Origin of the sequence: Sinomicrobium kalidii (genome assembly GCF_021183825.1) — a bacterium.
GTDB lineage: Bacteria > Bacteroidota > Bacteroidia > Flavobacteriales > Flavobacteriaceae > Sinomicrobium > Sinomicrobium kalidii.
The window spans coordinates 1,365,823-1,390,688 of record NZ_CP089211.1 but is presented as its reverse complement, the minus strand read 5'-3'; the positions used below and the strand labels follow the sequence as shown (position 1 = coordinate 1,390,688).

10 protein-coding genes are annotated in these 24,866 nt (G+C 47.3%); 7 read left to right on the top strand and 3 right to left on the bottom strand.

Annotated features, from left to right (window positions below):
* Positions 1–195: 195 nt before the first annotated feature.
* A complete protein-coding gene (locus LS482_RS05580; protein WP_233030764.1) occupies positions 196–414 on the top strand; it encodes a hypothetical protein in 219 nt (72 codons plus the stop codon).
* A 764-nt stretch (positions 415–1,178) separates the two neighbouring features.
* Here the strand turns inward: LS482_RS05580 and LS482_RS05575 are convergent.
* Positions 1,179–2,147, bottom strand: coding sequence for a helix-turn-helix domain-containing protein (locus tag LS482_RS05575; protein ID WP_233030763.1), 969 nt, complete (start codon positions 2,145–2,147; stop codon positions 1,179–1,181).
* Positions 2,148–2,347: 200 nt separating this feature from the next.
* Positions 2,348–2,755, bottom strand: a complete 408-nt coding sequence (locus tag LS482_RS05570; protein ID WP_233030762.1) for a DUF7793 family protein — start codon at positions 2,753–2,755, stop codon at positions 2,348–2,350.
* A 262-nt stretch (positions 2,756–3,017) separates the two neighbouring features.
* Between LS482_RS05570 and LS482_RS05565 the strand changes: the two genes are divergently transcribed.
* Both LS482_RS05565 and LS482_RS05560 read left to right on the top strand, forming a co-directional pair.
* Positions 3,018–5,447 carry a bifunctional aminotransferase class I/II-fold pyridoxal phosphate-dependent enzyme/GNAT family N-acetyltransferase gene (locus LS482_RS05565; RefSeq protein ID WP_233030761.1) on the top strand — a complete coding sequence of 810 codons (2,430 nt, stop codon included), beginning with the start codon at positions 3,018–3,020 and terminating at the stop codon, positions 5,445–5,447.
* 61 nt (positions 5,448–5,508) lie between these two features.
* Complete coding sequence (locus tag LS482_RS05560; protein WP_233030760.1) at positions 5,509–5,763, top strand: hypothetical protein; 255 nt, start codon at positions 5,509–5,511, stop codon at positions 5,761–5,763.
* Between the two features lie 41 nt (positions 5,764–5,804).
* On the opposite strand, the gene LS482_RS05555 is transcribed toward LS482_RS05560, so the two are convergent.
* The gene (locus LS482_RS05555) at positions 5,805–6,536 is read right to left on the bottom strand and encodes a LexA family transcriptional regulator (RefSeq protein ID WP_233030759.1); all 732 of its coding nucleotides are present in this window, start codon (positions 6,534–6,536) and stop codon (positions 5,805–5,807) included.
* 393 nt (positions 6,537–6,929) lie between these two features.
* Here LS482_RS05555 and LS482_RS05550 point away from each other — a divergent pair, with 393 nt between their 5' ends.
* The 4 genes from LS482_RS05550 (at position 6,930) to LS482_RS05535 (ending at position 24,702) form a co-directional block, all read left to right on the top strand.
* Entirely contained in the window at positions 6,930–7,244 is a 315-nt protein-coding gene (locus LS482_RS05550; protein WP_233030758.1) for a TM2 domain-containing protein, read from the top strand.
* A gap of 1,599 nt (positions 7,245–8,843) precedes the next feature.
* A complete protein-coding gene (locus tag LS482_RS05545) occupies positions 8,844–11,045 on the top strand; it encodes a T9SS type B sorting domain-containing protein (protein WP_233030757.1) in 2,202 nt (733 codons plus the stop codon).
* Positions 11,046–11,049: 4 nt separating this feature from the next.
* Complete coding sequence (locus tag LS482_RS05540; RefSeq protein ID WP_233030756.1) at positions 11,050–13,272, top strand: PorP/SprF family type IX secretion system membrane protein; 2,223 nt, start codon at positions 11,050–11,052, stop codon at positions 13,270–13,272.
* A 195-nt stretch (positions 13,273–13,467) separates the two neighbouring features.
* Positions 13,468–24,702, top strand: coding sequence for a T9SS type B sorting domain-containing protein (locus LS482_RS05535; RefSeq protein WP_233030755.1), 11,235 nt, complete (start codon positions 13,468–13,470; stop codon positions 24,700–24,702).
* Positions 24,703–24,866: the final 164 nt, after the last annotated feature.

Genomic DNA, 24,866 nt, shown 5'->3' with positions numbered 1-24,866 from the left:
AAGGCTGAGGTATCATGTTTTCCGGAAGGTTTTAAAGGCTCAATCAAAACTGCCGTAATACAGATCGTAACTAAATCAATGAAAAAAATACCGATAAAGCAGGACTTTTATTCACAAGTGGTGTACTTATAATAGAAGATATAATATCATAATAGATAGTCTATGGATTGGTTTCATTTCAACAAAAACAGGATTATGAAAGGTGAAGAATATCTGGGAAAGCTTCTGAATAAGCTGCGGAACGGTACAATAACAAGGGCGGAAATAAAACAACTCAGGGGATATATGGAACGGCCTGAAGGAGAACATCAAATAAAACATTTGATGGATGAACATTGGAAAGAAATTTTAAAGCAACATGACCAGTTGAATGAAGACGATGATTCCTGTACAGATTTGTTTTCTTTGAATTAAATGGGGTGGATACAAATCAGAGCGTAAAAATGATCAGGGCTCCTTATAATTTCCTCCCTGCCAGCCGTGAGCTATGAAGACAGCTAACTGCGCGATAACGATCTTCGGTATAGAGGCAAACTCACGGCTATAAACACACGGGCAAGGGAAGAAATGATACCTGGGTATGGTTTTTCCATAAGTGTAAAAGCTCCGGTCCGGATAACGGGATGATTTTCTTTTTCCATTACAGATGTTTGATCTTCAATTCCGTCCGGGCCGGTTTTTTAACTACAATATAAATACTGATCGTGATGTTGTTATATATGCGCTGCCGATACTTTTGTTTATAACAGCCATATTTTGTAGGCATATCCTTTAAAAAGGTTACGTAAAAATAACAAGTATGGATGGCGAAAGCTTATCTGTAATGTATAAAAACTTATCCCAGAGGGATTTTTTTATAACAACGTTCTTTGAAACTTCAGGGAGAAAAGGAATAAAATGAAAACCGTGAGCCTGTCGGTAATTTTGAGAACTGACGATATGAATTTACCTGCTCACGGTTTCTGGGGTAGAGAGATTGGTACACGAAATATCTCCCGTATTTATTTTAAATGAACCATCGGCGCTAAAACGGAAAGCAGTAGCCTACACTCCACTTTCCTGAACCAGGAGCCCGAAGATAGTGAAATAAATATGCAAAAACTTGTCTCAGAAGGAGCGGGGCTTATCTGAAAGGGATTTTTTGTCCCTTTGTTTAAAAAGTTAAACAGGACGACTTTTCATTTGCTTTTCTTTCCGAGGATTTGTTTACGGAACTCGCTTGGCGAATAACCGTATTTTTCCTTGAATACCCGCGAAAAATGCGGTGCAGTTTTAAAACCTGTCATTTCTGCAATATTTTTCAACGGAAGCCTGGAATGTTGAACGAGCAGGCTGGCCTTGCGTAATCGTTCATCCTGTAAATACCGGAATATTGTAGTGCCGTAAAGCTGTTTGAAGCCATATTTCAGTTTAAACTCATTTGTGCCAAGAGTATGGGCCAGTTCCTTTATGGAAAAATTGGGTTCTTCCAGGTTGCTGCTAATATATTCGCGAACTTCTCCTATTTTTTTAAGGTCCGATTCACTGAGGGCAATTCGGAGTGTATTGCCGGAAGCCTGATTGCCGGCATTTTTGTGTCCTTCTATTTTCCGACGTAGCTCATTTTCGGTTTCTTCGCTTCGCAATATCGTTTCTATGGCAGTAACGAGCATACAACCCTGGTTGTTAGCATTGAGAAGCGTGGATATTGAACAAACGGCCGGAACGATGAAAAATTCCTTTGCCTTGAAAGACAGTTCCAGGGTATGATTGTATTCTCCCTTTTGGGAGAAACAGGATCTGAAATCTTCCCAAACAGGCCTGGATTCCTCCGTAAGAAAGTTGTCCAGGGACTTGCCCTGCATTTCTTCTTTGTCGAAAAGAAGAAGATCAGAGGCCAGGGAATTGAGACTGCAAATATGAAAATTATTGTCAAGTACAAAAGTCATCTGGGCGATGTGCTTGTACGACTCGTTATAATTCAGATAGGTTTGGTGACGAACAGATTCTCCGAGTTCTTCGGTCATCATATTGGCCAATACCACAAGTGCTTCCAACTCGTCATTCTGGTCAGACCTCTCAATGCGGTATGAAAAGTTTCCACTGGCCACTTCAAGAAGCATCCGGTTTATACTTTTTATTCTTTTTTTGTTGTGATCCTTATCCATAAATCCGGGGTAGGTTTAAGGTTGCCAAAAAGGATGAATCCAACAGCTTATGTGTCGAAAATCACCTGTTCATCCAATGTCGTTTTAAGAATAATTATAGCTTGCATAAGCAATATGACGATTTTATCAAGAAGTAGGGGGTACCAGCTAAGTTACATAATGTAAGTTGTTTGTGCAATTTCGTATCTCCCTGTTTTCCATTATAATGTTATATAAGGTGTTAAAAACTGAATGGCTTCATGCCTTTCTGTAAATACTTCCGTAGGAATAAGGGGTTTGCTCATTTTTAGGTAAAAATCCAGAATGGCACGGCTTATGGGAGGGTCGACCAATATGGAAACCGCCTTGGTGAGAGTAGATCCTTCAATGGCAAGGTAATCCCTGGCTGTTTTATTGACATCCTTAATACCGCGGATGTCACAAAATACCGGATAGCTTTTCTCCTTTTGAAATGCAATCCTGTCGGCGACAATCTTTTTTGCCGCTTCCAGGTTTACTATTATATCTGTTTTATATACATAAAAGAGAATATTCTGGTCAACCCAGAATTTGGCATACTCATTTTCGAAAAAAGGTATGTTACGATCAAAATCTTTTGAGTACATCATAATCTGAGGGGTATATTCCCTGGCAATTTAACAAAATTCATGTATACGGGCAATTAATTGTTACCCGGTGGAATAGTAACGTACAATTCGAACTCAAAACTTATCTGAGAGGGATTTTTTCTTATCTGAGAAGGATTTTTTTAAGTAACCGGATAAAATCTATGTGCCGGATCGGGTTAAATTTTTTAGTTTGTTGTAAATACTGAAAGACCGGAAAACCCGAATAGTACTTTATTTCTTGTTTCACCGGAAAGAGAAGGGAATGGCAAAAATCAAACACAATAATTTTCTGGATACCGTGGACGGGGTTTTTACCGATGCCACAAAGGCGGGAGTGCTTCACCTCTATGCCGAGGGTGACAGTTTTGGCGGAAGGAAAATAAGAATAGACGGTAAAGACCTCCTGCATTTTGGTACTACGGGCTACCTTGGCCTGGAACAGGATTCCCGTCTCAAACATGCCGCGGCCTGCGCCATCTTCAACTTCGGTACGCAGTTTCCGCTTTCCAGGACCTATATATCCCATCCGTTATACCGTGAACTGGAGGAAAAGATCCGCAGGATGTATGGCTACCCCGTGGTGATTACCAAAAACAGCACATTGGGGCATATTGGGGTAATTCCTACTGCCGTGAGGGATGAAGACGGTGTGATCCTGGATCACCAGGTACACTGGAGTGTACAAAATGCAACTCAGCTTTTAAAAGTACGCGGGGTACCGGTAGAAATGATCCGGCACAATAATCTCGACATGCTGGAAAAGAAGATCCGCGACCTGTCTTCAAAATGCCGGAGAATATGGTTTATGGCCGATGGGGTGTATTCCATGTACGGGGACTGCTCCCCCATAGCGGGACTGCGGGAACTGTGCAATAAATACCCACAGTTGCATTTATATTTTGACGATGTACACGGTATGAGCTGGATAGGAAAGAATGGTACGGGCTATGTATTGCACATGCTGAAGGAACTTCCGGAAAATACGCTCCTGTTCGGTACGCTGAGCAAGACATTCGGCGCCAGCGGGGCGGTACTGGTATGCCCGGATGTGAAAATGTACCGGAAAATCCGGAATTTTGGCGGGCCGCTGACCTTCTCAGCACAACTGGAACCTGCATCCGTGGCCGCTGCTGTTGCTTCGGCAGATATTCATTTGTCTCCGGAGATTTACAGCTTACAGGCCGAATTGTTACATAAGATCAGTTATTTTAACGGGTTGCTGGAAAAAACAGAACTTCCCCTGGTAGAGCGTAATGATTGCCCGGTATTCTATATCGGTACCGGTATGCCCGTAACGGGTTATAAACTGGTAAGGCGGCTGATGCGGGAAGGGCTTTTTGTTAACCTGGGCATATATCCCGGGGCCCCGGTAAAAAATACGGGAATACGGATTACCATCTCCAGGCACAACGAGGAGGAAGATATGAAACACCTGGCGGACGCTCTGATATACCATTATCCAAAGGCCCTGGAAGAGACGCATACTTCACTCAACAGGGTAAGAAGGGCATTTCGTATGCCGTTGAACGAGGCCGGGGAAAACCCGGACGGAACGGGCAGGGGTGTAGCGTTGGATATGCAAATGGAAACCACCGTCGCGGGGGTCAACAAAAAGGAGTGGAACGCACTGTTTGCCGGTAAGGGTGTTTATGACTGGGATGGCCTCATGTTCCTGGAAAAAGCGTTTTGCGGAAATATGAAACCCGAACACAACTGGTCCTTTTATTATTTTATGATCAGGGATAAAAACGGTAAACCGGTACTGGCCACATTTTTCACCCTTGCGCTTTGGAAAGAAGACATGCTGGCCCCCACATCCGTTTCCGTGAAGCTGGAGGAAAAGCGAAAGCAGGAGCCCTATCATCTCACCTCCCGGGTGCTGAGTATGGGTTCCTTGTTTACCGAAGGGCAACATTGCTACCTGGACACCACACATCCGCAATGGCGTGAAGCCGTAAGACAGCTTTTGGAAAAGCTGGAAACAGTAGATCAGAAAAAGGATACTTCCATGTTGGTGCTCCGCGATTTTGTTGACGGAGAACAACTCAACCGGGTATTCCACAACCTGGGGTTCATAAAAATGGCCATGCCCGATTCCTGTGTTGTGGAAGACTTGTCCTGGAAAGGGACCGAAGCTTACGTAGCTTCACTTTCTTCCCGGTCCAGGAAACATTTCAGGAAGGAAGTCGCGCCCTATGAAAAATTCTTTGAGGTGGATTTCAGGAAAACGGCCACCACAAACGAGATAGCTGTTTATATGCGCCTTTTCGAAAATGTGAGAAACAACAATTATGGTCTTAATATGTTCTCTTTTCCGGAAAAACTTTTTAAGACCATGTCGGGGCATCCGTCCTGGGAATTTATGGTGCTTTCCTTGAAAAAGAAATACAATAAACAAAAAGATGGCGTACCTTTGGGGGTAATGTTTTGTTACAGGAATGGCAGGCATACGTATGTTCCCGCATTTATCGGAATGAATTATAAATATGCTCGGGAGTACCAGTTATACAGACAGATGTTGTATCAGACCGTAAAACGGGCGGGGAATCTCGGATTTCAAAGGATAGATTTCGGGTTGACGGCCGCTTTTGAAAAAAGAAAAATAGGGGCAAAGGTTATCCCGAAAGTAGCCTATATCCAGGCCAAGGACAATTTTTCGATGGAGTTGATGGGAGCCATGCGGGAAAAATAAAAAGGAAACTTTAAATGTGGCCCGACAAAACATACGACTTTCTTATTAAATTCACGAAGCTATGAATCGACATAGAGCATTGATAGAAGTACTTTTGGAGAAATTCCGGGAAAATACCATATCCCGGGAAGAATTTGAACAGCTTGCGGCAATAGTGAATGACCCCGCTTCCGAAGGGGAAATCAAATACTGGATGGAAGAGCACTGGGACGATATGGACCTTTCGAGTGAACGTTCCCCGTTTGAAGACAGCGAAGCGGAAAACCAGTTTGAAGAACTGCAAAAAAAGATACGGCAAAAGGGCGGGGAAAACTAGACGTACGGGGAAGAAATACACCGATAAAGAAATAAGGCATATTAATGGTCAGAATTTTTTGTTTTGTTATTCCCTATCAGGTCCAGTGAAAATACAGATATTACCTCCCAGAGTTCTATGATCTCGTCGGCCATCATTTTTACTTCCGACAATGTATTTTTAGTTTCGTTATCTCTTATCAAGTGTATAACCTTATTGTCTTTGGGGTCTTTCCGGATCCTGCAAATATAAATTCCCCGTACATTACTCACCAGAACATAGATGTTTCCGTTTACCATATCGGTTGTGTCGGCGTCGACATATTCCCCTACAACAAAGTCACTGTCTTTTAATACGGGTGCCATGGCGGACCCTACAACCTGAAAAGCCCTGATATTGTTTCCCGAAATAAAAGGAAAGTGGAACTTTGGCAGGCTCCCGACAAAACTTTCTTTATTGCATTGTGAAACATACTGAAAATAAGTATCCCTCGTAACTACACTAAACCCTTTTTTGTCTTTCCTGCCCGGGAATGGTGTATCTGTTCCCGGCCTGTTAAAAAAGAGCTGGTGTATATCTATGCTGTATGTTTTGCACAGGGCGAGTACACGTGGGTAATCGAGAGTGTTCCTTTTTTTCCAGGTGGAAATGGTATTGGGCTTTACGTCCAATATACTCGATAATTCTGCATTGGTTCTGATGTCCAGATGTTTCTTGAGACGTTTTAATACGGCAGGTATTTCCAAAACGACACCTCCTCCATCCAGATCTGCGGTCTGTGGTGTTCTTTTCATGGGGTAGCTTTTAATTTTAAACAGCTCAGCAGGTAGGGGCTAAATCTGTTCTACTGCGATCTCTGGTGAATAATTATTTCATGGCATTATAAGATCAACAGCTAAAAATCATTCAAATTTAATCATTTTTTTTGTGAAAACAGGGGGGTAAAGTATATTTCTGTGCTTTCCAGGTGCTGATTTCCAGGTGTTTCACGTAATATTCAGCGATGCTCCTTTTCGTGACATTTCAGGTTTTTGGGAGATTCACAAAGAAAATTATAGAACAAGTTCTAAGCAGTATTCGAACTTGTTCTACCTTGTTTTTTATGTTGAAAGTGTTGTTGTGACATATCTTCGCAGCGTCTTGATCAAAACATTTTACAGTGTTATGAAAAATACAGTTTTTAGTCCATGAGTTCGACAAACAAGGGAATGACAGATCCCCCCGAAAGGGGGGAGTGTGGAGCCGCATCCCGGGGAGTATTGCTGCCGGAAAACGGCAGTAAAAGGATATTGATCGGGGTCCTGGCCATATTCGTGGGCTTTCTTGGAATACATAAATTTGTTTTAGGTTATATAAAAGAAGGGATCGTACAGCTTGTTTTTACAGCAGTGACGTTCGGCTTCGGCGGGCTGATAGGGCTCGTTGAAGGTATAATTTACCTGACCAGGTCTGATGAAGCGTTTTATCAAACCTATCAGGCAGGTAAAAGGAGCTGGTTTTGACAGGGAGGGCAATATGAGCATAGAGAATTCGGATCATCTTGTCATCTGTTGTGAATTACCGCACTGTCGTGATAAACATTTTGTGATTCTTTAGCCTTTCAGTCGCCCCCGGATTGCTGTCGGAACAGGGTTCAAGCGGTATTATCCCGGGGGTTACTGTTGAGGTGCAGTTAAATGTAAAAAGAGAAATTTAGATATGGCCTTGCAATATCGTTTCTGTTCTTCTGTCAGTAAAGAAGGAGGTAAAGCAGGCAGGGTCGGGTACGGTTTCAGGGATATTCTTGTGAATTACCGGATCGGAATACTTTACCTTTTGCCTTCTTGGTGTTCAGTGAACACCGTTTAAGTATTGATTGCTTTCCCGGTGGCGGGTGTTTGTGGTGTTGTGTTGCCTGCCCCGGGAATAAATCAATGTTTTGTATTTTTTGAATATCCCTTGGGCTTGTCTCCGGGAAGCTGATTTGAATTGTATGAGGTATATAGTTGTTTTTGCAGGAGCCTTGATACGCATCTTTTCTTTAACGGTGTCTGTACTTGCTATTATAAGTACGGGGAGGAATATTCCTGATTATAACTTACAGATTTTGGGAAGCAATAGGTATGGGCGAAATTTTTATGCTGTTGTTCGGACTGTTTCTGTTCACCTTTTTCTTCAGGAAAAGAAAGCCATGAAATATCCGTAACTACTTTTTAGTTACGCATAGTAATATTCGGTTTATCTTCCTTATTTTTTATGTTGTCCTGTATATTCGTGTATATTCTTTCCGGCAGGCTACCTTAAAAATCCCGGAAAATGGTTTTTTGTATGTATCAGTTGTTTTGACCCGGTTTTTTCCGGGGATACCAATAAGCTGATCATTATTTTTGCTAACATTTAAAGATTGTGTGGATCAGGGGCAAAGGTTGTGGGGTTTTTCGTTTGTTGTAAGTTTCCGGTTTTGGTTTTGCCACGGATACACGAATCTTTTTTGGTTGAATGTTATATGTGAGGCTGATATATCGTAAACCCGGGATCGTTTCCGGTTTCCTGCCTGCCTTCATTTACAAAAAACCAAACTACGCCGTGAAATTGTATTTCAGTTATTTAGGCATCACGCATGAATTCAATAACTCAATTAACAACCCTGTAACAAAAAAGAACTATATCATAAATCGCAAGTCGTACCTCTTGTGCCCTACGGTCTGAACCCCGACAATATCCACAACTTTTAGGATTGATCCGACTGTATTTGGTATAAATACAGTGCATTGCGATTGTGTTAGAATGAGTTCTACAGTCTTATAGAATAAGTTCTACTCCCGGTTAGAAATAGTTCTATAAGGATTACAGTTAAAACTTCCCGGGCTACCAATACTTTTACAACAGCAAAAAAACAACGCCTTTCATTAGTTGTATTTTGTAGTAATAAGGGTTAATCAAGTTGTTGGTAGCTTGTCCCGGTAGGTTCTTGTGTTGCTTTGGTTTACAGGTATGAATTTTTCCAGACATATTAGACCTACCGGGTTTTATTACCCGCTTTTTAATCCCGGGGATAAGAACACTGCCCTGTTTGAAATCTTGTGCAGGGTTCGCAGCCCCGAAAAGCCCAAATTGTGCCTATGAATAGAAAACTACCACACCTGAGTATACGATACATGCTGTTTGTGCTGCTTTACGTGGCCGGGGGGTGGTGTTTTTTAACAGCACAGACCCTGAAAAAACCCGAACTGCAGTTTGTAAACCCATGTGCGTCTTCCGGGTTTAATACCTATAAAGTATCATTTTCCTGGGACCCACCCCTGGTCAATGCAGATAACGAATTTGTCCTGGAACTTTCGGATGCCGGCGGAAATTTTGCCAACAGTACGGAACTGGCAAGGGTGAATGATATGAATGCCACCTTTGATTTCGATTTCGAATTTGGTTTTCCGGATACCACGGCGGGGGATGCGTACCGGGTGAGAGTGCGCAGCACAAGTCCGGAGAAATTCAGTTCGCCGAGTGACGGGTTTCCGGCGTATTACCGGAGTGTCAATCAGTCGCTCACTATTAATGTAATAAACGGGGGCGTGGTTGGCAACGTGGAACTCTGCGGAGGCGGGGACTACGAGCTTTCGGTATACAACTTTCCGGATGAAAATGCCTACATATGGTATAAGGATGGTATGGAGATCCCCGGTGAGAACGGGGCTTCGTTAATGGTTTCCGAAGCCGGGACATACTATGCCGTAGTGGATTACGGCCAGTATTGTTCTTCGGATACGGCTTCCAATATGGTAACCGTAACCGTGGGGGAATCGCTTGAAGTAACGATAAATAACGACCTCCCGACGATGGAAGTCTGTCCGGGAGATAACGCTGCACTTACCGCAGATACAGATAATACCGATTACACTTATACCTGGTATAAAGACGGGGCGCAGGTGGGCAGTCCCGGTTATATGCCGGAATTGACACTCGACACTTCAACTCCCGAAGGGGAATACCAGGTGCAGGTGGAAACCCAGAGCGGGTGTATAGCACAGTCCAATACCGTACAGGTTTCAGCCCCGGATATTTCCGTGAGTACGGATGCGGGCAGCGATGTTTTGCTCCTGCCGGGCGAAACGGTGACCATTACCGCATCTACAACGGCCAACAGCCCGGAATACACCTGGTATAAGGACAATGTGCCGCTGTCCGGGAATACGAATGTACTTACCGTGAGTGAGCCCGGGGTATATAAAGTAAAGGTGACACAGACTTCCGGCTGTGCCGTCGAGGCTTTTTCGCCGGAAGTAAATGTGGCCCGCCCGGAAAGTTTTACCATTACCATTGCGGCCGATGAAAACTACAATTCCTGCGAGAGCGCTTCGGCCACCCTTCAACTCAGCGGAATATACGCCGAAACGGGCGGGACTTCCCTGGATGTTTATGACGAATACAGGGATGCGTTCAATTACCAATGGTACAGAAACGGTAATTACCTGGACGGCAGGACCGGGACTTCCCTTGCCATAAACGATCCGTCGGAAAATGGCGTGTACACCCTCAAGGCTACTTATGAAGATAATGATATGCTCTCCAACGAAATAGACCTAAAGCTGGCCCTGGAGGAAACGGTGACCATAGAAGCTTCGGACGATGTGCTTTGCGGCGGGGCGATAACCATTAATATTACTACCAATACCAATAATACCGATTATACCTATGCCTGGTATAAGGACGGGGAAAAAATATCGGAGAACTCCACCACACTGGACATCGAGGAAGAAGGAACGTACAGGCTGGGCGTATCTGCCTACGGGTGTACGGTGTTTTCCAACGAACTTATTATTCAACCTTTTGACGAATCGGTCATCACAGTGGACGCTTCCGAAAGGATCATCATACCCGAAGGGACCTCCAGGACCATAACGGCTTCCGGGGGCGATACCTATTCCTGGTATGATGCCCGGGGGACATTGCTTTCGGACAGCGAATCCGTAACGGTAAGTGAAGAAGGCGACATCACCCTCCGGGCCTATATGGTTGATTGTGAGGTGGTTCTCGAATTTACCGTGGAATACCAGGACGGTTACATCATACCGAATGTTGTAAGCCCCAATAACGACGGTATAAACGACCAATGGGTATTGCCCAACATCTATGCTTTTAATCCCGATGTGGAGGTTACGATTTACAGCCCTGCCGGTAAAGTAGTGCTCCGGACCACCGAATATCAGAATAACTGGCCCGAATCCACCCTGACCTACTCCTTTAACAAACCGGTGTTCTATTACAGGATAGTAAAGGAAGGGAAGGAGGTGGTCCGCCAGGGAACCATAACCCTAATACGCTAAAAATATGTTTAAAAAACTACCCCAAATATTTTTAGTGTTATTGTTTTCTCTCTGTTGTTTCAGTCAGGAGAGCGAGCAGGCCGGCCCTGTACTTTCATTCGAGATACCGTCTCAGAACCTGTTGAGGTACAACCGCTACCTGGTACATCCGGCCTTCTCGGCTCTCGGTCCTTCCGGCACTTACGTCAGTTTTCATCACCGCAACCAATGGGCGGAATACGACAATTCCCCGGAGGTGTACCTGGCCGACTATTCCGGAAAGATCAACGAAACAACGGGTTTTGGTCTCGGGTTGTTCCAGCAGAGCCTGGGGGTTATCGATAATTTCGGGCTGCTGGCCAATTATGCCTATGGCGTCCGGTTGGCGGAATACAGCATCCTGACACTCGGGGTCAATGTATCCTATTACCGCAGCGGGATCAACTGGGGAAATGTCTTTGCCTCCGATATTGAAGATCCCGCGCTGCAGGACATGGAAAACAGCTCGCTTATAGCATTTCACCCCGGAATAAACCTCACTTTCCGCAGTTTTAATATAGGCGTGTTTGCAGAAAACATAGTCAATTTCAATCTCACAAATTACGACTCCTATATAGAAGGGGCCTCCGAAAAGCGGTTTTCGGCACATGTAATGCATACCCTGAAGATGGAAATGCTGTCCGGCATTTTCGAAGACGGGGAAATGACCACGATGGTAAGGGGAAGAAAAACAGAAGCGGATTTTTTCCCTTCGGCCAGTCTTATTGTCAATTTCCCGAGACTGGGCTGGTTGCAGGTAGGGTATGACGATCTTTACGGAGCTGCCGCAGGCATCGGGTTTAACCTTACCCGTCACCTTTCTCTCGGTTATACGGTGGAAAAGGGGTTGAGCGAAAATATAGCCAATTTCGGGACTACGCATGAATTTGGCCTGTCCTATGCATTCACTCCTTCCGACCAACCGCGGTATTACAGCCGCCCGAGGAAAAGACGCCCTACCGTAAAGTCCCGCACACCGGAACCGGCGGAAGAAAAAGCACAGGAAAAAGAGGAAACGGAAACCCCGGAAACCAAAGTTGCTGCCGCACTCCCGGAAACAAGTCCGTCGGCTGTTCCGGCTGTTGTTCCCGGAAAAACACCTGAAACAGAACGCGTTGCACAGGAGGAGCAGGACAGCCTGGATACCGCGCAGAAGAAAAGCGGATTGCAGCATCAGCAACTGGACGAAACCCGGCTTACCGCAGCACGCAGAAAACAAATTCAGGATTCCATTGAACAGGCCCGTAAGGCCGAAGAGGAAATACGCACGACACTTTCTGAAGAGAAAACGGATGAAGAAGAGACGGTTACTCCCCCGGAACCGGTTAAGGAAACCCCCGTTGTACAAAATGATGAACCGGATATCGAAGACCTGCTTTTTGAAGCTGCGGCAAAACAGGAAAACATCCGTACGCAGACAGCTACGCTGGTCAATGTGCAGGACGGGTATTATATCATAGCCAATGTGTTCAGGAATGAATCGAACCTGGAAAATTATATCAGTACCCTGAGGCGAAAGCGGGTAAGAGCAGGATATTTCAAGAATCCGGCGAACGGTCTCAATTATGTGTATGTGAAACAATACGATACCTGGGAAGAAGCCATTAACAGGCGGAAAAAACATGCCAGGGAACTGAATAATGACGGCGTATGGGTGTTCAGGGTGAAAAATGCACAAACGGCGCTGGCCAGAAGCGAAACCGAAAAACCGTTTGCCGGCCTGTTGACTGACAGCATTGCAGTGCCGGAAATTAGTTCCGAAACAATAACGGACAGTGTCCCGGCGGAGGAGGATATCGCCCTCGATCTCCCGCTTGCCAGGGGCGAAATAAAATCCTCGGTACGGAATGCCTATATCCCGGTGGATATTATAGAATCGGTGCCTGTTTTCCCGGGCTGTGAAAATCTCAGGAATAACGAAGAGCGCAAAGGGTGCCTGGCCAACGGTATAGACAAGGTCATACAGCGCAGGTTCAGGGCATCGGTAGCCACGGGCCTGGGACTGTCGGGCATTCAGGGTATTTATGTGGAATTTAAAGTAGGGGCCGACGGAGAGGTCGCCGTAATCCGCATAAGGGCGCCGCATGACAAACTGGAAGAAGAAGCCCGGAGGGTTATCGGGCATATTCCGAAAATGAAACCCGGACGTCAGGGAAATACCCCGGTAGACGTCATGTATTCCAAAGCGATAATCATAAAAATAGAATAGCAAATGAAGCCCCCATTATCCGTTCAGCTAAACATTGCTTTTGCTTTAAATATGTGGTTTAAAGCGTTTTGTTGGGAACAGTGAATTCAGGAAGCCCCGGAAGTTACAGCGGGTGGACGGAAATGCCGAACATTCCGGTCAGAAACTTCCCATTCGAAAAAGAAACAGGTGAAAACTCAAATAATAAAAAGTTATATGATGAAAAATAGTACAGCTTTCAGGTCGCTTGTCCTTGTAGTGTATGTGCTGTTTGCCGGAACGTCCTTAACCTACGGGCAATTCTTAGAGCCTTTTGAAGTCCGGTACGAAAACAGGGTGAGAGGAAACATGACCATGATCTCCAACAATATCCTGAACAGGGATGATGGCTGGGGGGAACGACCTAATGATCCTTATGACGGTTGGAGCAATAATGACAGTGAGGATATGCGTTATATCGATGTTGACAATGACAATTCCACCTTCAGTTCCAGCCGGGCGTCACTGACCATTACGGACAGCAACGGGTGTTATAAGATACTGTATGCGGGGCTTTATTGGGCCGGGACTTATCCGTCCAATTCCGATAACGACAACAGCAGGGAAGCCATTGACCAGGTGAAATTGCGCCTTCCGGGAGCCGCAGGATATACGGATATCAGCGGGGAAGTGGTGTATGACGGTTACAATTCGCCGGGTTTTGATGAAGACAACGGCCCCTATGTCTGTTATGCCGACATTACCCAATACATTACAGCACTCAATGATGCCGAAGGCGAATATACACTGGCCAATATCAGGGCAGGGCAGGGCGATAAATATTATTTCGGCGGAGGGTCGGCAGGCTGGACCATCTTTTTTGTGTATGAAGACCGGGCCCTTCCGGCCAGGTTTATCACTTCTTTTGACGGTTTTGCCGCAATTACCAGCGGAGGTGCATCCAGTGTAGACGTGCCGGTATCCGGTTTCCGGACAAACCCGGCAGGACCCGTTCGTGCCAACCTGATGACTCTTTCCCTCGAAGGCGATAAGGGTATAAATAACGATCATTTTCTACTGGATGCCGGAAGTGACGGTAATTTTCAGTACATAGGCGATAATCTCAACCCTGTCAATAATTTTTTTAACGGCAGGATTTCCATAAATGATGTGGAGTTTATGGACAGGGAGCCCGATAGCAGGAATACCCTGGGCTATGATGCCGCTATTATTGATATTACCAATATGCTCGATAACGATGAAACGCAGGCCACCATGCGTTTCAATACTTCGCAGGATGCGTATTATCCCTTTTTCAGTGCCTTCAGTGCCGAAGTGGTGATGCCCGATGTACGATTGGTAAAGTACATCCGTGACGAAAACGGAAATGATATATCCGACGAAGAAGTCGAACTGGGTGAAACCATCATATACCATATTGAATTTGAGAATATCGGAAATGACGATGCGCTCGATTTTAGCATCCGGGACATTTTGCCCCTGAATGCCAGGGCCGATGTCAACATCAGTGCCAGTAACGGTGTAACCTGGACCCATGATGAAGATGAAGGGGAAATCCTCTTCACCGTTCCGGACAATTTGGTGGAAGCCGGAGATCCGGCCGGATGGATAGATATCCAGGTAAGCGTTTCCACAAATTGTGAAGATTTTACCGCGGCCTGTTCGCATATCATACGTAACCAGGCCTTCGGCACATATACCGGGGAAGAAAGCGGAGAAGTGATCTCAGACGATCCCAGCCTGAACGGTATAGATAACTGCTATCTGGGCGAACAGGTGCCGGTCAATATCCTGGCCAATACCGCCACCTGTACCTTCGAAAGGGAAGAGGTACTGTGTTCCGGGGAACTGACCCTGACCGCAGGAGGAGGCTTCGAAACCTATACCTGGACCAACAGCGATGGCACCGTGGTAGGAAATACCCAAAGCATTACCGTGACCACCCCGGGAACGTATACCGTGGCCAAGGAGACCGGGGACGACTCTACCTGCCCGGACCTGAACGAGGTTATAAATGTGGTGCTTCACGGGGATATACAGGACAATCCGCTACTCCCCGAAGCCGATGTGATAGAAACCTGTACCGATGACGGGAGTAACCTGCCGAAGTTTTTTCTCTGCGGTGCCAATGACAGGAGGCTGATCAATACCGGAATTGTGGATGTGGACGAGATCCGCTGGGAAAAACTGGATGAAAATGCCGATTGCGGACCGGCCGACCGCGATGCCGTTTGTGCCAATAAAAGTTCTGCCTGTACATGGAATGCCGTGGCCACAGGACCGGATTATGAAATAGGCGAAGACGGAAGCGGACAATACCGGATGGTAGTTTCTTACCAGGGCGGTTGTTTTTCCAGGTTCTATTTTAATGTGTATACCAATGACCTGGACCCGCAGGCCGTAACCGAAAATATCATTTGCGGCAATGACGGGAACATTACGGTAGACAACGTTCCGGCCGGTTATGAATACCGCTGGCTGAAAGACGGTGTGGAAGTAGCGCCCTGGACAGACGGGAACAACAACTATGATGTTGACACTCCCGGAATATACGAAGTGGAGATCCGGCAGCTGGATGTAGACGGCGGATGTGTGTTCCGTTTGGATAACCTGGTTATACAGGAGCGGAACTTGAATGTGGACATAGCGGTTGATCCCGTAACATCCTGCGGACCGGGGACCATAGATATAAAAGTGGAAAATGCAGACCCGCAATACTATTACCTGATCACCAACCAGACGGGGAGTGTCATATTTGCCGAATCCGGAGCAACGGACGAAAACCGTTATATATACGACGGTATTGAAGACCCGAGGATATTCAGGGTTGAGGTGCGTACCGATGACGGTTGTTTTTATGAAGAAACGGTGGAAGTGGAAGGACTGGATGATATTGAACTGACCGCCAGTGTACAACAACACATAAGCTGTAGCAGCACAGGGAAGATCCAGGTGCATTCATCAGGCGGAAATACCCCGCACCGCTATGCCATCTACAGAATAGACGGAACACTGCAGAACCCGGAATACCCGGACGATTACCAGACGGAACAGGTCTTTGATGTAGCTGCCGGAGGAGAATATATGTTTGTGGTAACAGATGCCAACGGTTGCCAGGCCTATTCGGGTGCGGTAGTTATGGAAAATTATCCGCCCCTGGATTACGAGGTGGAAAAAGAAGATGTTTCCTGTTTCGGGGAAAACGACGGACGAATTACGGTAAACTATACGCCTGCCAACGGTTTTACTTTTACCTATCTGCTGGAGGATGGGAACGGAAGCGATATTACCGCAACACATCAGACAGGCGATAATTTTGAAAACCTTCCCCCCGGAAATTACACACTTACGGTAACACAGTCCAGGGGGAACAATACCTGTGACGGTGAAACCCACAACATAACAATTACCCAGCCCGATGGCCCGCTCACTGCCACTTCAGGAGTAAGTGAAACGGTGGAATGCGATGCCAGCGCAGGCGGACAGACCCGGGTGGTAAATGCCGAAGGCGGAACACCGCCCTACGAATACAGTTTCGACGGAGGAATTACCTACGGTAATGATAATACGGGATACCTTCCTCCCGGAGATCACAATGTATACATACGGGATGCCAACGGATGTGTTTACACAATGGAAGTGGAAGTGCCCGAACCGCTTACACCCCCCACGGCTACCGTGGATATTGGCGACTATGATTGCGAAGGCAACGCCGAAGCTACCGTAAACCTGGACAACCAGGACCCCGGTTATGACTACTGGTATGCTATTGATGGTGTGGTGAATGCACCCGATAGTACATCAAATGTGTTTGCGGGAATTACTCCCGGCAATCATACCATTACGGTGAATTATATTTCCCAGGACCCGCCGCCGCCCAGCACCTTAATGGTAGAGACCTTTGGTGCGGGAGCTACGGTTTCCACGCCTTATATCAGTAATTCATACTGTTATGAACCGCAAACGGGAGCTGCGAACAACTGTCCCACTAATGCCGATAATGCCGTAAATGACGGTGAGTATGCTGTAACCAATCACATAGAAAACCCTTTCGGAACCTGGCTTTCACCATCCGATCATACGGGTGATGCCGATGGTCGTATGCTCGTTATCAATGTCGGAGATGCCGTAGGTGTGGGTGGAATTGTTTACAGAAGGACGGCCCGTGACATTATTCCCGACAGGGATGTAACCGTTTCCCTCTGGGGGCTCAACCTGCTCAGGTCGGGTACCAATCCCGGGCTCGGCGATCCGAACCTTGTGATACAGCTCGTGGACGACAGTGATAATGTAATTGCAGAACATACCACTTCAGATATCCCCAGGGACGACGACTGGCACAATTTCGAGATTCCCCTGAACCCCGGAAATAATACCGAACTGGATATCGTGATCCGTACCAATTCCGCAGTGATCAATGGTAATGATCTTGCACTGGACGATATTGTCGTGTACCAGGTGCCGAAGCAATGCCCCGGGTCGGTGGACATTCCGGTAAGTATAGAAGACGGCAAGGCTTTTGAGGCAAGGGTCACCAATGTGGCAGATGCCTTCTGTAACAGCGATGCCGAAACTACCGTCGCCTTTGCAGTTGAGAACTACGATACCGCTGCCGGTTACGAATACAGCGTGGATGGCGGGGCTACCTGGCAAACCGGTACCACTTCACCCCGCTCTGTTGTGGTTCCCATAGATACGGCTACCAATGAAGTTACCCTATGGGTACGTTATGCCGAAGGGGAATGTGAAATGGATTTTACGGAGACCGTAACCGTTCCGGAAGCCATAACCGTCACCGCAGATGTCACCGAGGAAGCCACGTGTAATACGGGAGCGGGAATTACCGTTCAGGCCGAAGGAGGCGTATCGCCCTACCGGTTCAGTATAGACGGAGGGACGACCTGGAGTGACGAAGGAGCATCTGCACAATTCAGTGATCTTTCGGCAGGAACATATACCATATTGGTACGTGACGACAATTTATGTGAAACCAGTACCGATATTGAAATAGATGCCCCGGTAGCCCTCGAATTTACCGCAACCCCTACCAATTGCTATGCAGGGGATAACAACGGGCAGATTATTATGGAGGTAAACAGCGGTAACGGAGAATACCAGTTCCGGATAAACGGAGGCCCCTGGGAAACCCCGAATCCGCCCACGGCCGAATCCTATTATTTTACCGAACTGCCTTCGGGCACTTATATCGTTGAGGTAAAAGATGCCGCAGGATGTAAGGGCGATCCGGAGACCGTGGTGATAAATGAAGAACTTACGGCAGTGGTAACCCCCACCGATATTAATTGTGAAGCCGGTACCATCGCGGTAGAAGCTTCAGGAGGTGACGGGAATTATGTTTATGCCTTTGTGTCCGCCGGAGATCCGGTAACCCCCGCTGATTTTTCCGCTGCAAATACCTTTGAAGTGACTCCCGGAAATCAGGGCGATTACGATGTACATATAAGAGATAATAACGGAGATGACGAGTATTGCGAATACCTGGAAACCGTGACCATTGACCAGGCGCCGTCGCTCGATGTGGATGTCACCCCCGATGACCCGATGTGTTTCGGTGAAACCGGTACCATTACGGTAACCATAAATTCCGGGGAAGGATTGTACACCATAGAAATTGAAGACGAAAACGGTGTTGTTATAGAATCCCTGCCCAATTTTGCCAATACCACAAAATTGTTCACCAACCTTGAGGGAGGAACCTATACGGTAACCGTCACCGACAGGTATGGCTGTGAAGACGGCGAAACCGTGGATGTGGTGGAACCGGACGAGCTTACCGCCGATCTGGAAGCCATACTGCCTGCCGATTGTGATAATGTGGACCCGAATGAATACGGTGTGCGTTTCACGGGATATCCGTCATATCCCGGGTTGACCGTAGAATTTAGTGTAGATAATGGCGTAACGTGGAGTACCGATCCGGAATTCAGGGGATACCCTTCCGGAACGCGGCTCTATCCCTCCATGCATACCGTCGATGGCAATGGCGATGAGGTGTGTCGCATTGATTTTGACGAACCCTTTGAAGTGCCATACCCTCCGGTAAGCCTGGTCATAGATGCAGAGGCCGAGGTAGTGGGCTGTGACTTTCAGGTTACGGTAGAGGGAACCGATGGTGTGCCGCCCTATACTTTTGCCGCCATGGAAGGTACGGCAAGTCCGGCTGCCGGAGATTGGGTATCGCCCAATAACCCGCCGGACACCCATGTCTTTACCGGACTTATCCCCGGAAGGACCTACTCTTTTTATGTAAGGGACGATACGGGGTGTGTCCGTGTGAATGATGTCGATATCTACGATGAGTACGATATTATAGATACCGAAGTGACGTATGAGAGAACCCCGGCATGTTTCGGGGAAGAAAACGGGGAAATAACCTTTACCGTAGACGATAAAGACGGCGTTCATGAAAACCAGTTGCGCTGGGAATTATTCGATATTAACGATAATTCCGTACAAAACAGTGGCGGTGCTGTAGCCTATAACCCACCGATGGATATCAACATCACCGATCTTGCTCCCGGTGAATACTATCTGGTAGTGACCGAGGTAGATGGAGGTGGTACCGATGCCTGTTACGGGGCCAGTCAGAATGTACTTATACAGGAAGCGAGGCCTATTACCATTACGGGCACGGAGAGTGAAGCCATTACCTGTAATGCGCCCGGCTTTGTCCGGATCAACGGAATAACCGGCGGATGGGGAGGCTATACCTACACGCTTTCGGGCCCCAATCTTACGGAAGATATCGTAAGTACGGAAAATCCGATAAAGATCGCTTATAACAAAGTTGTTGATCCTTCGCAGCCTGTTGTGGTGGACATAGCTGTGGCAGACCAGTACGGTTGCCCGGAAGACCTGGGAAGTGAAGTGATAGGGGTTTCCGAAGCCCCCGAAATAACATCGATTATTACATATAATTGTCAATCCCCTTTTTCACTCGAAGTAACCGCTTCGGGCGGCTCGGGAGACTATGACTATTCCGTGGACGGAGGTGCGAGTTACGTATCCAACGGAGGGAACTTTAACAATCTTGTCCCGGGGACTTATGAAATCATGATCATCGATAGCAACGGATGTACGGCCGGGCCCGAGACCGTGGAGATCTATCCGTTGTTCGAAGCCGGGGTGCAACTGACCGACCCTCTGGATTGTTCGTCTGCACCCGATGCCGAAATTACCATCACCGCTTCGGGCGGTTCCGGCAACTACGAATATGAAGTTACGGGAGATGCCACGATTCCGAGGGCCGCCCTCACCGGAAATCCCTTTACATTTACCGTGGCGGGAACGGGCGAGTACGAAGTCACCGTATACGACCTAAGAAGCGGAAATTCCGTTTGGGCTGTCGGGGAATGTGAAGTGAACGATACCATTACCGTAGTCGAACCTGTCACCCCTGATTTTACGGTAAATACAACGGATGTAAGCTGTAACGGTGCCGAAGACGGGGTAATACGTATTATTCCTGTGGATAACGGTATCAACCCGCTGACATATACGCTTAACCCCATGCCGGCAGGAGCGGCTCTTATGCCCGACGGAAACGGGTTTGAAAACCTCCCGCCGGGGAACTATACCGTAACGGCCACCGGAAGTAATGAATGTTTCACGGAAGTCACCGATGTGATCATAGAACAGCCGGACCCGATCGTAATTCCGGCAGCAGCGGTCACGGTTACTGAATTTGGCTGTACCTCCGGGAATAATCCGGATGAAGCGTCCATTACCATAGATGCAGCACAGATCACCGGAGGAACAGGTACTTATGTCACTTATGAATTTATTGAAGATGCCTCGGGAAATACCGTACAGTCCGGAACCTCACCGGAATTGATATGGGCCGTACACGACGGAGGCAGCTTTACGATCAATGTGTATGACAACGAAGGATGTACGGGAACGGCATCCGCAGTTATACAACCTTTTGATGAACTGATAGAGGCCACGGTAACCGCAACCGATGCTACCTGTGATACCGGGGCGGATGCATCCCTCAGGGTCACCACCACAACCGGGAACACCAACAGGATAGAATGGAGCCTGGACAATGGTGACGGTGATCCGTCAACCAATACCTGGCAGCCTTACGGTACTACGATCGACGATCTTGCCCCCGGCTCTTATGTGTTTATGGTAAGGCACAGGGATACGGGATGTATATTACCGGTAACGTATACAGTGCCCGAACCGGAAGGTTTCGGTATAGATGCCGTGGTGCTCAGTGACGTAATTTGTCCGGGTACGGAAAGCGGCAGTGTAACTTTTGAAATGACCGGTACATCGTATTCCGGAATATTCGAATGGGAAATATTCCACGCGGCCGACAGTACGTCTACAGGGCGCGCAGGAACTCATAATACGACCAACGGGGCAACGCCTCCCGTAAATCTCGGAGGCGGAAGCTATTTTGTGGAAATAAGGCAGATTGATGTCCCTAACTGTACACGGACAAAGGCGTTTGGTATTGCCGAACCCATAGGAGGGGATATAGAAGACGAAACCGAGGTCACGGTAACACCAATTACCTGTGTAAGTCCTACGGGAACCATATACATTTCCGCATCCGGGGGCTGGGGTGGCCATACCTATTATGTGGCCCCGGTAGCTGATCCTGCACCGGTAGAAAGCGATTTTGTAAATACGCGGGAATTTACTGGCCTTACCCCTAACGTATACCAGGTATGGGTAAAAGATGCGGGCGGATGTATGGTACAGATGGATGACGTCAACCTCGAAGAACCCGGGGATATCGATGCGGATATTACGGCCGATCCCGGCACCGGATTGCAATGTATAAGTGATACCAATGTGGAATTGACCGCAGTGAATGTAACCGGAGGTTCCGGTAACTACCAGTACAGGCTTAACCGGTATGCATCGGACGGTACGACCATAGAAAGTACAACAGATGCTTACGGTAGCCCTGCATTTGGGGGTATCGGAGCCGGTATCTATTCCATAACCGTGGAAGACGACTGGGGTTGTACATTCACTACAAACACGATAACCATAACTGAACCCGACCCCATAGTGGCCACCCTAGAAATAGAACAGGGTATCAGCTGTGAGGACGATGCCGTGATCCGGGTCTCGGCCACGGGCGGTACGGGCGGTCCGTACACCTACAGTGCGGATATCGCAGGCCCCTATGAAACCGAGGATACCTTTACCGTAGGCCCGGGAACCTATTCCTTCTACGTAAAGGATGCTAACGACTGTGAACCTGTAAAAAGTAATGAAGTCACCATTGAGGAAGTGCAGGATATAGCCATAGCACTCGATCTTTCCGCGGCCAGTGTTAACTGTAACGGGGATAACACGGGAACGATCCGTGCCTCGGCTACCGGGGGACTGGGTAATTACAGCTATACGTTGCTGGATGAAAACCAGGACCCAGTTGCCGGAAGTCAGAATACTACAGGGGTATTTACAAACCTTGTGGCCGGGACGTATTACGTTCAGGTGGAAAGTGATGACTGTGAACAAATTTCCGCCTCGGTGGAAGTAACAGAACCGGACCCCCTGGTGATAGATATAGATACCATAAATGTACTTTGCCACGGAGACAGTAACGGAAGGATCACCCTTACGGCCACGGGAGGTACGGGAACGGTTAAATATGCCATTTCCCCCAACCTGAACCAGTTCCACGAAGGAGGTGAGTTCGACGGTCTTGCGGCAGGAACTTATACTATCGTTGCGCAGGACAGTGCAGGTTGTTATGAGCAATTCGAGGTGACCATTACGGAACCGGACGCGCTCGAAGTCACGCTGAGTTATACCGAAGAAATATGTAAAGGCGATGAAAATGCCTCCATAACAGCAGTTGTTACAGGTGGTACCGGAGCGTATTACACCAGTCTGAACAACAGGAGCAATTATGAGCAGGGCAAACTGGAGTATACCGGTCTTGCCGGAGGAGAAACCTATGTGGTTTTTGTAAAGGACGATAATGATTGTGAGACCTATGCATCCATAACCATACCGGAAGGTGTGGATATAACCCCGACGGCGGAAATTATTTACGGCAACTGTTTAAACAGTTCTTTTGAAAACGAAGTCACCGTGGAAATCGCTGATCCGGACGAAGTGACCAGCGTCACTTATTCCCTGGACGGCGGTACGCCGCGTACCGGGAAAACTTTCACAAACCTTACCCCGGGCTCACATACGATAGAAGTGATCCATACCAACGGATGCAGAAAAAGTGTGGACTTTGAAATTGAGGAAATAGAACCGCTGGAACAGGTAATGGCCGAAAGTATAACCCATGTAGACTGCTACGGGGAAGAAACTGGCACGATTACCGTGCAGGCTACCGGAGGAGTAGGGGCTATAGAATACGCCATCCTCGGGATCGACGAATATCAGTCGTCCAATGTGTTCAATTCGCTGGCCGCAGGCACATACACCATTGTGGCACGGGACGAAGCCGGCTGTACCGTAACTACGGAAGCGGAGATCGAAGAACCTGCACAACCCATAAATGTTGGGGTGGTGAGTACCACTGAGGAGATTTGTGAAGGTGACGGGGATGCCTCCATTGAGATAAGTGTTTCGGGCGGTGTGCCTCCGTATGCAACAAGTCTCAATAACAGGAATAATTTCGTAAACGATCGTTTCCTGTTCACCGACCTGTCAGGAGGAAGGACCCATACCATTTATGTGAGGGACGCCAACGGTTGTGAATATATAACCACTGTGGAATTGGAAGATCCCGTAATTATTCAGCCCGAAGTGGATATCGCCTATGGTTGTGAAGGCGCGCTGTCGACCAATACGGTTACTGTAAATGTGAACCAGGCTGTGGCTGATGATGTGCTCTATAAACTTGACGGAGGTCCCGGGCAACTGGACAATACCTTCGGTAACCTTGCTCCGGGTACGCATACCGTAGAAGTGTTACATGCCAATGGCTGTACAAGACCGGTATCCTTTGTTATTGAAGATATAGAACCGTTACAACTGAGCCTTGAAGTGAACAATCTCAACCAGATAACGGCCGTTGCAACCGGAGGTGTCGGCGGGTATACCTACTATGTGGGTGAAACGAACCTGGGTAATAAAAACACCTATTATATCAACCATTCTGCCGTCTATACCATGACAGTGATCGATGCCAACGGCTGTACGGCTACGGCTTCCATAAGCATGGAATTTATCGATATAGAGATTCCCAATGTGTTTACACCTAACGGTGACGGTTATGACGATACCTGGAAGATACGCAATTCCGAAGGTTATCCCGATATGATTGTCATCATATACGACAGGTATGGCCGGGAACTGGCCAAACTGCCCCAGGGAGTGGATTGGGACGGAATCTACAACGGAACGCTGTTGCCCACGGGAGATTACTGGTATACCCTGAAGCTGAACGGAGAGAATGACAACAGGGAATTTGTAGGTCACTTTACACTTTACAGATAGATTAGGATAAAGAAAAGCTGCCTGCCCGTAGAAAGTTGATCCGCCCCTTTGCGCAGTTTGGGGTGTATCGGCACAGCGGGCAGGCCGGCTTAAAACAAATCATTAAAACTTGGAATCAAACAAATAGGTCTGATGGCCTGTTCCCGTCCGGATTTCAAGCCTTT

Bases quoted from the DNA above. Each gene is read 5' to 3' on its own strand.
- LS482_RS05580 (WP_233030764.1), top strand. From the start codon at position 196: ATGAAAGGTGAAGAATATCTGGGAAAGCTTCTGAATAAGCTGCGGAAC.
- LS482_RS05575 (WP_233030763.1), bottom strand. From the start codon at position 2,147: ATGGATAAGGATCACAACAAAAAAAGAATAAAAAGTATAAACCGGATG.
- LS482_RS05570 (WP_233030762.1), bottom strand. From the start codon at position 2,755: ATGATGTACTCAAAAGATTTTGATCGTAACATACCTTTTTTCGAAAAT.
- LS482_RS05565 (WP_233030761.1), top strand. From the start codon at position 3,018: ATGGCAAAAATCAAACACAATAATTTTCTGGATACCGTGGACGGGGTT.
- LS482_RS05560 (WP_233030760.1), top strand. From the start codon at position 5,509: ATGAATCGACATAGAGCATTGATAGAAGTACTTTTGGAGAAATTCCGG.
- LS482_RS05555 (WP_233030759.1), bottom strand. From the start codon at position 6,536: ATGAAAAGAACACCACAGACCGCAGATCTGGATGGAGGAGGTGTCGTT.
- LS482_RS05550 (WP_233030758.1), top strand. From the start codon at position 6,930: ATGAGTTCGACAAACAAGGGAATGACAGATCCCCCCGAAAGGGGGGAG.
- LS482_RS05545 (WP_233030757.1), top strand. From the start codon at position 8,844: ATGAATAGAAAACTACCACACCTGAGTATACGATACATGCTGTTTGTG.
- LS482_RS05540 (WP_233030756.1), top strand. From the start codon at position 11,050: ATGTTTAAAAAACTACCCCAAATATTTTTAGTGTTATTGTTTTCTCTC.
- LS482_RS05535 (WP_233030755.1), top strand. From the start codon at position 13,468: ATGATGAAAAATAGTACAGCTTTCAGGTCGCTTGTCCTTGTAGTGTAT.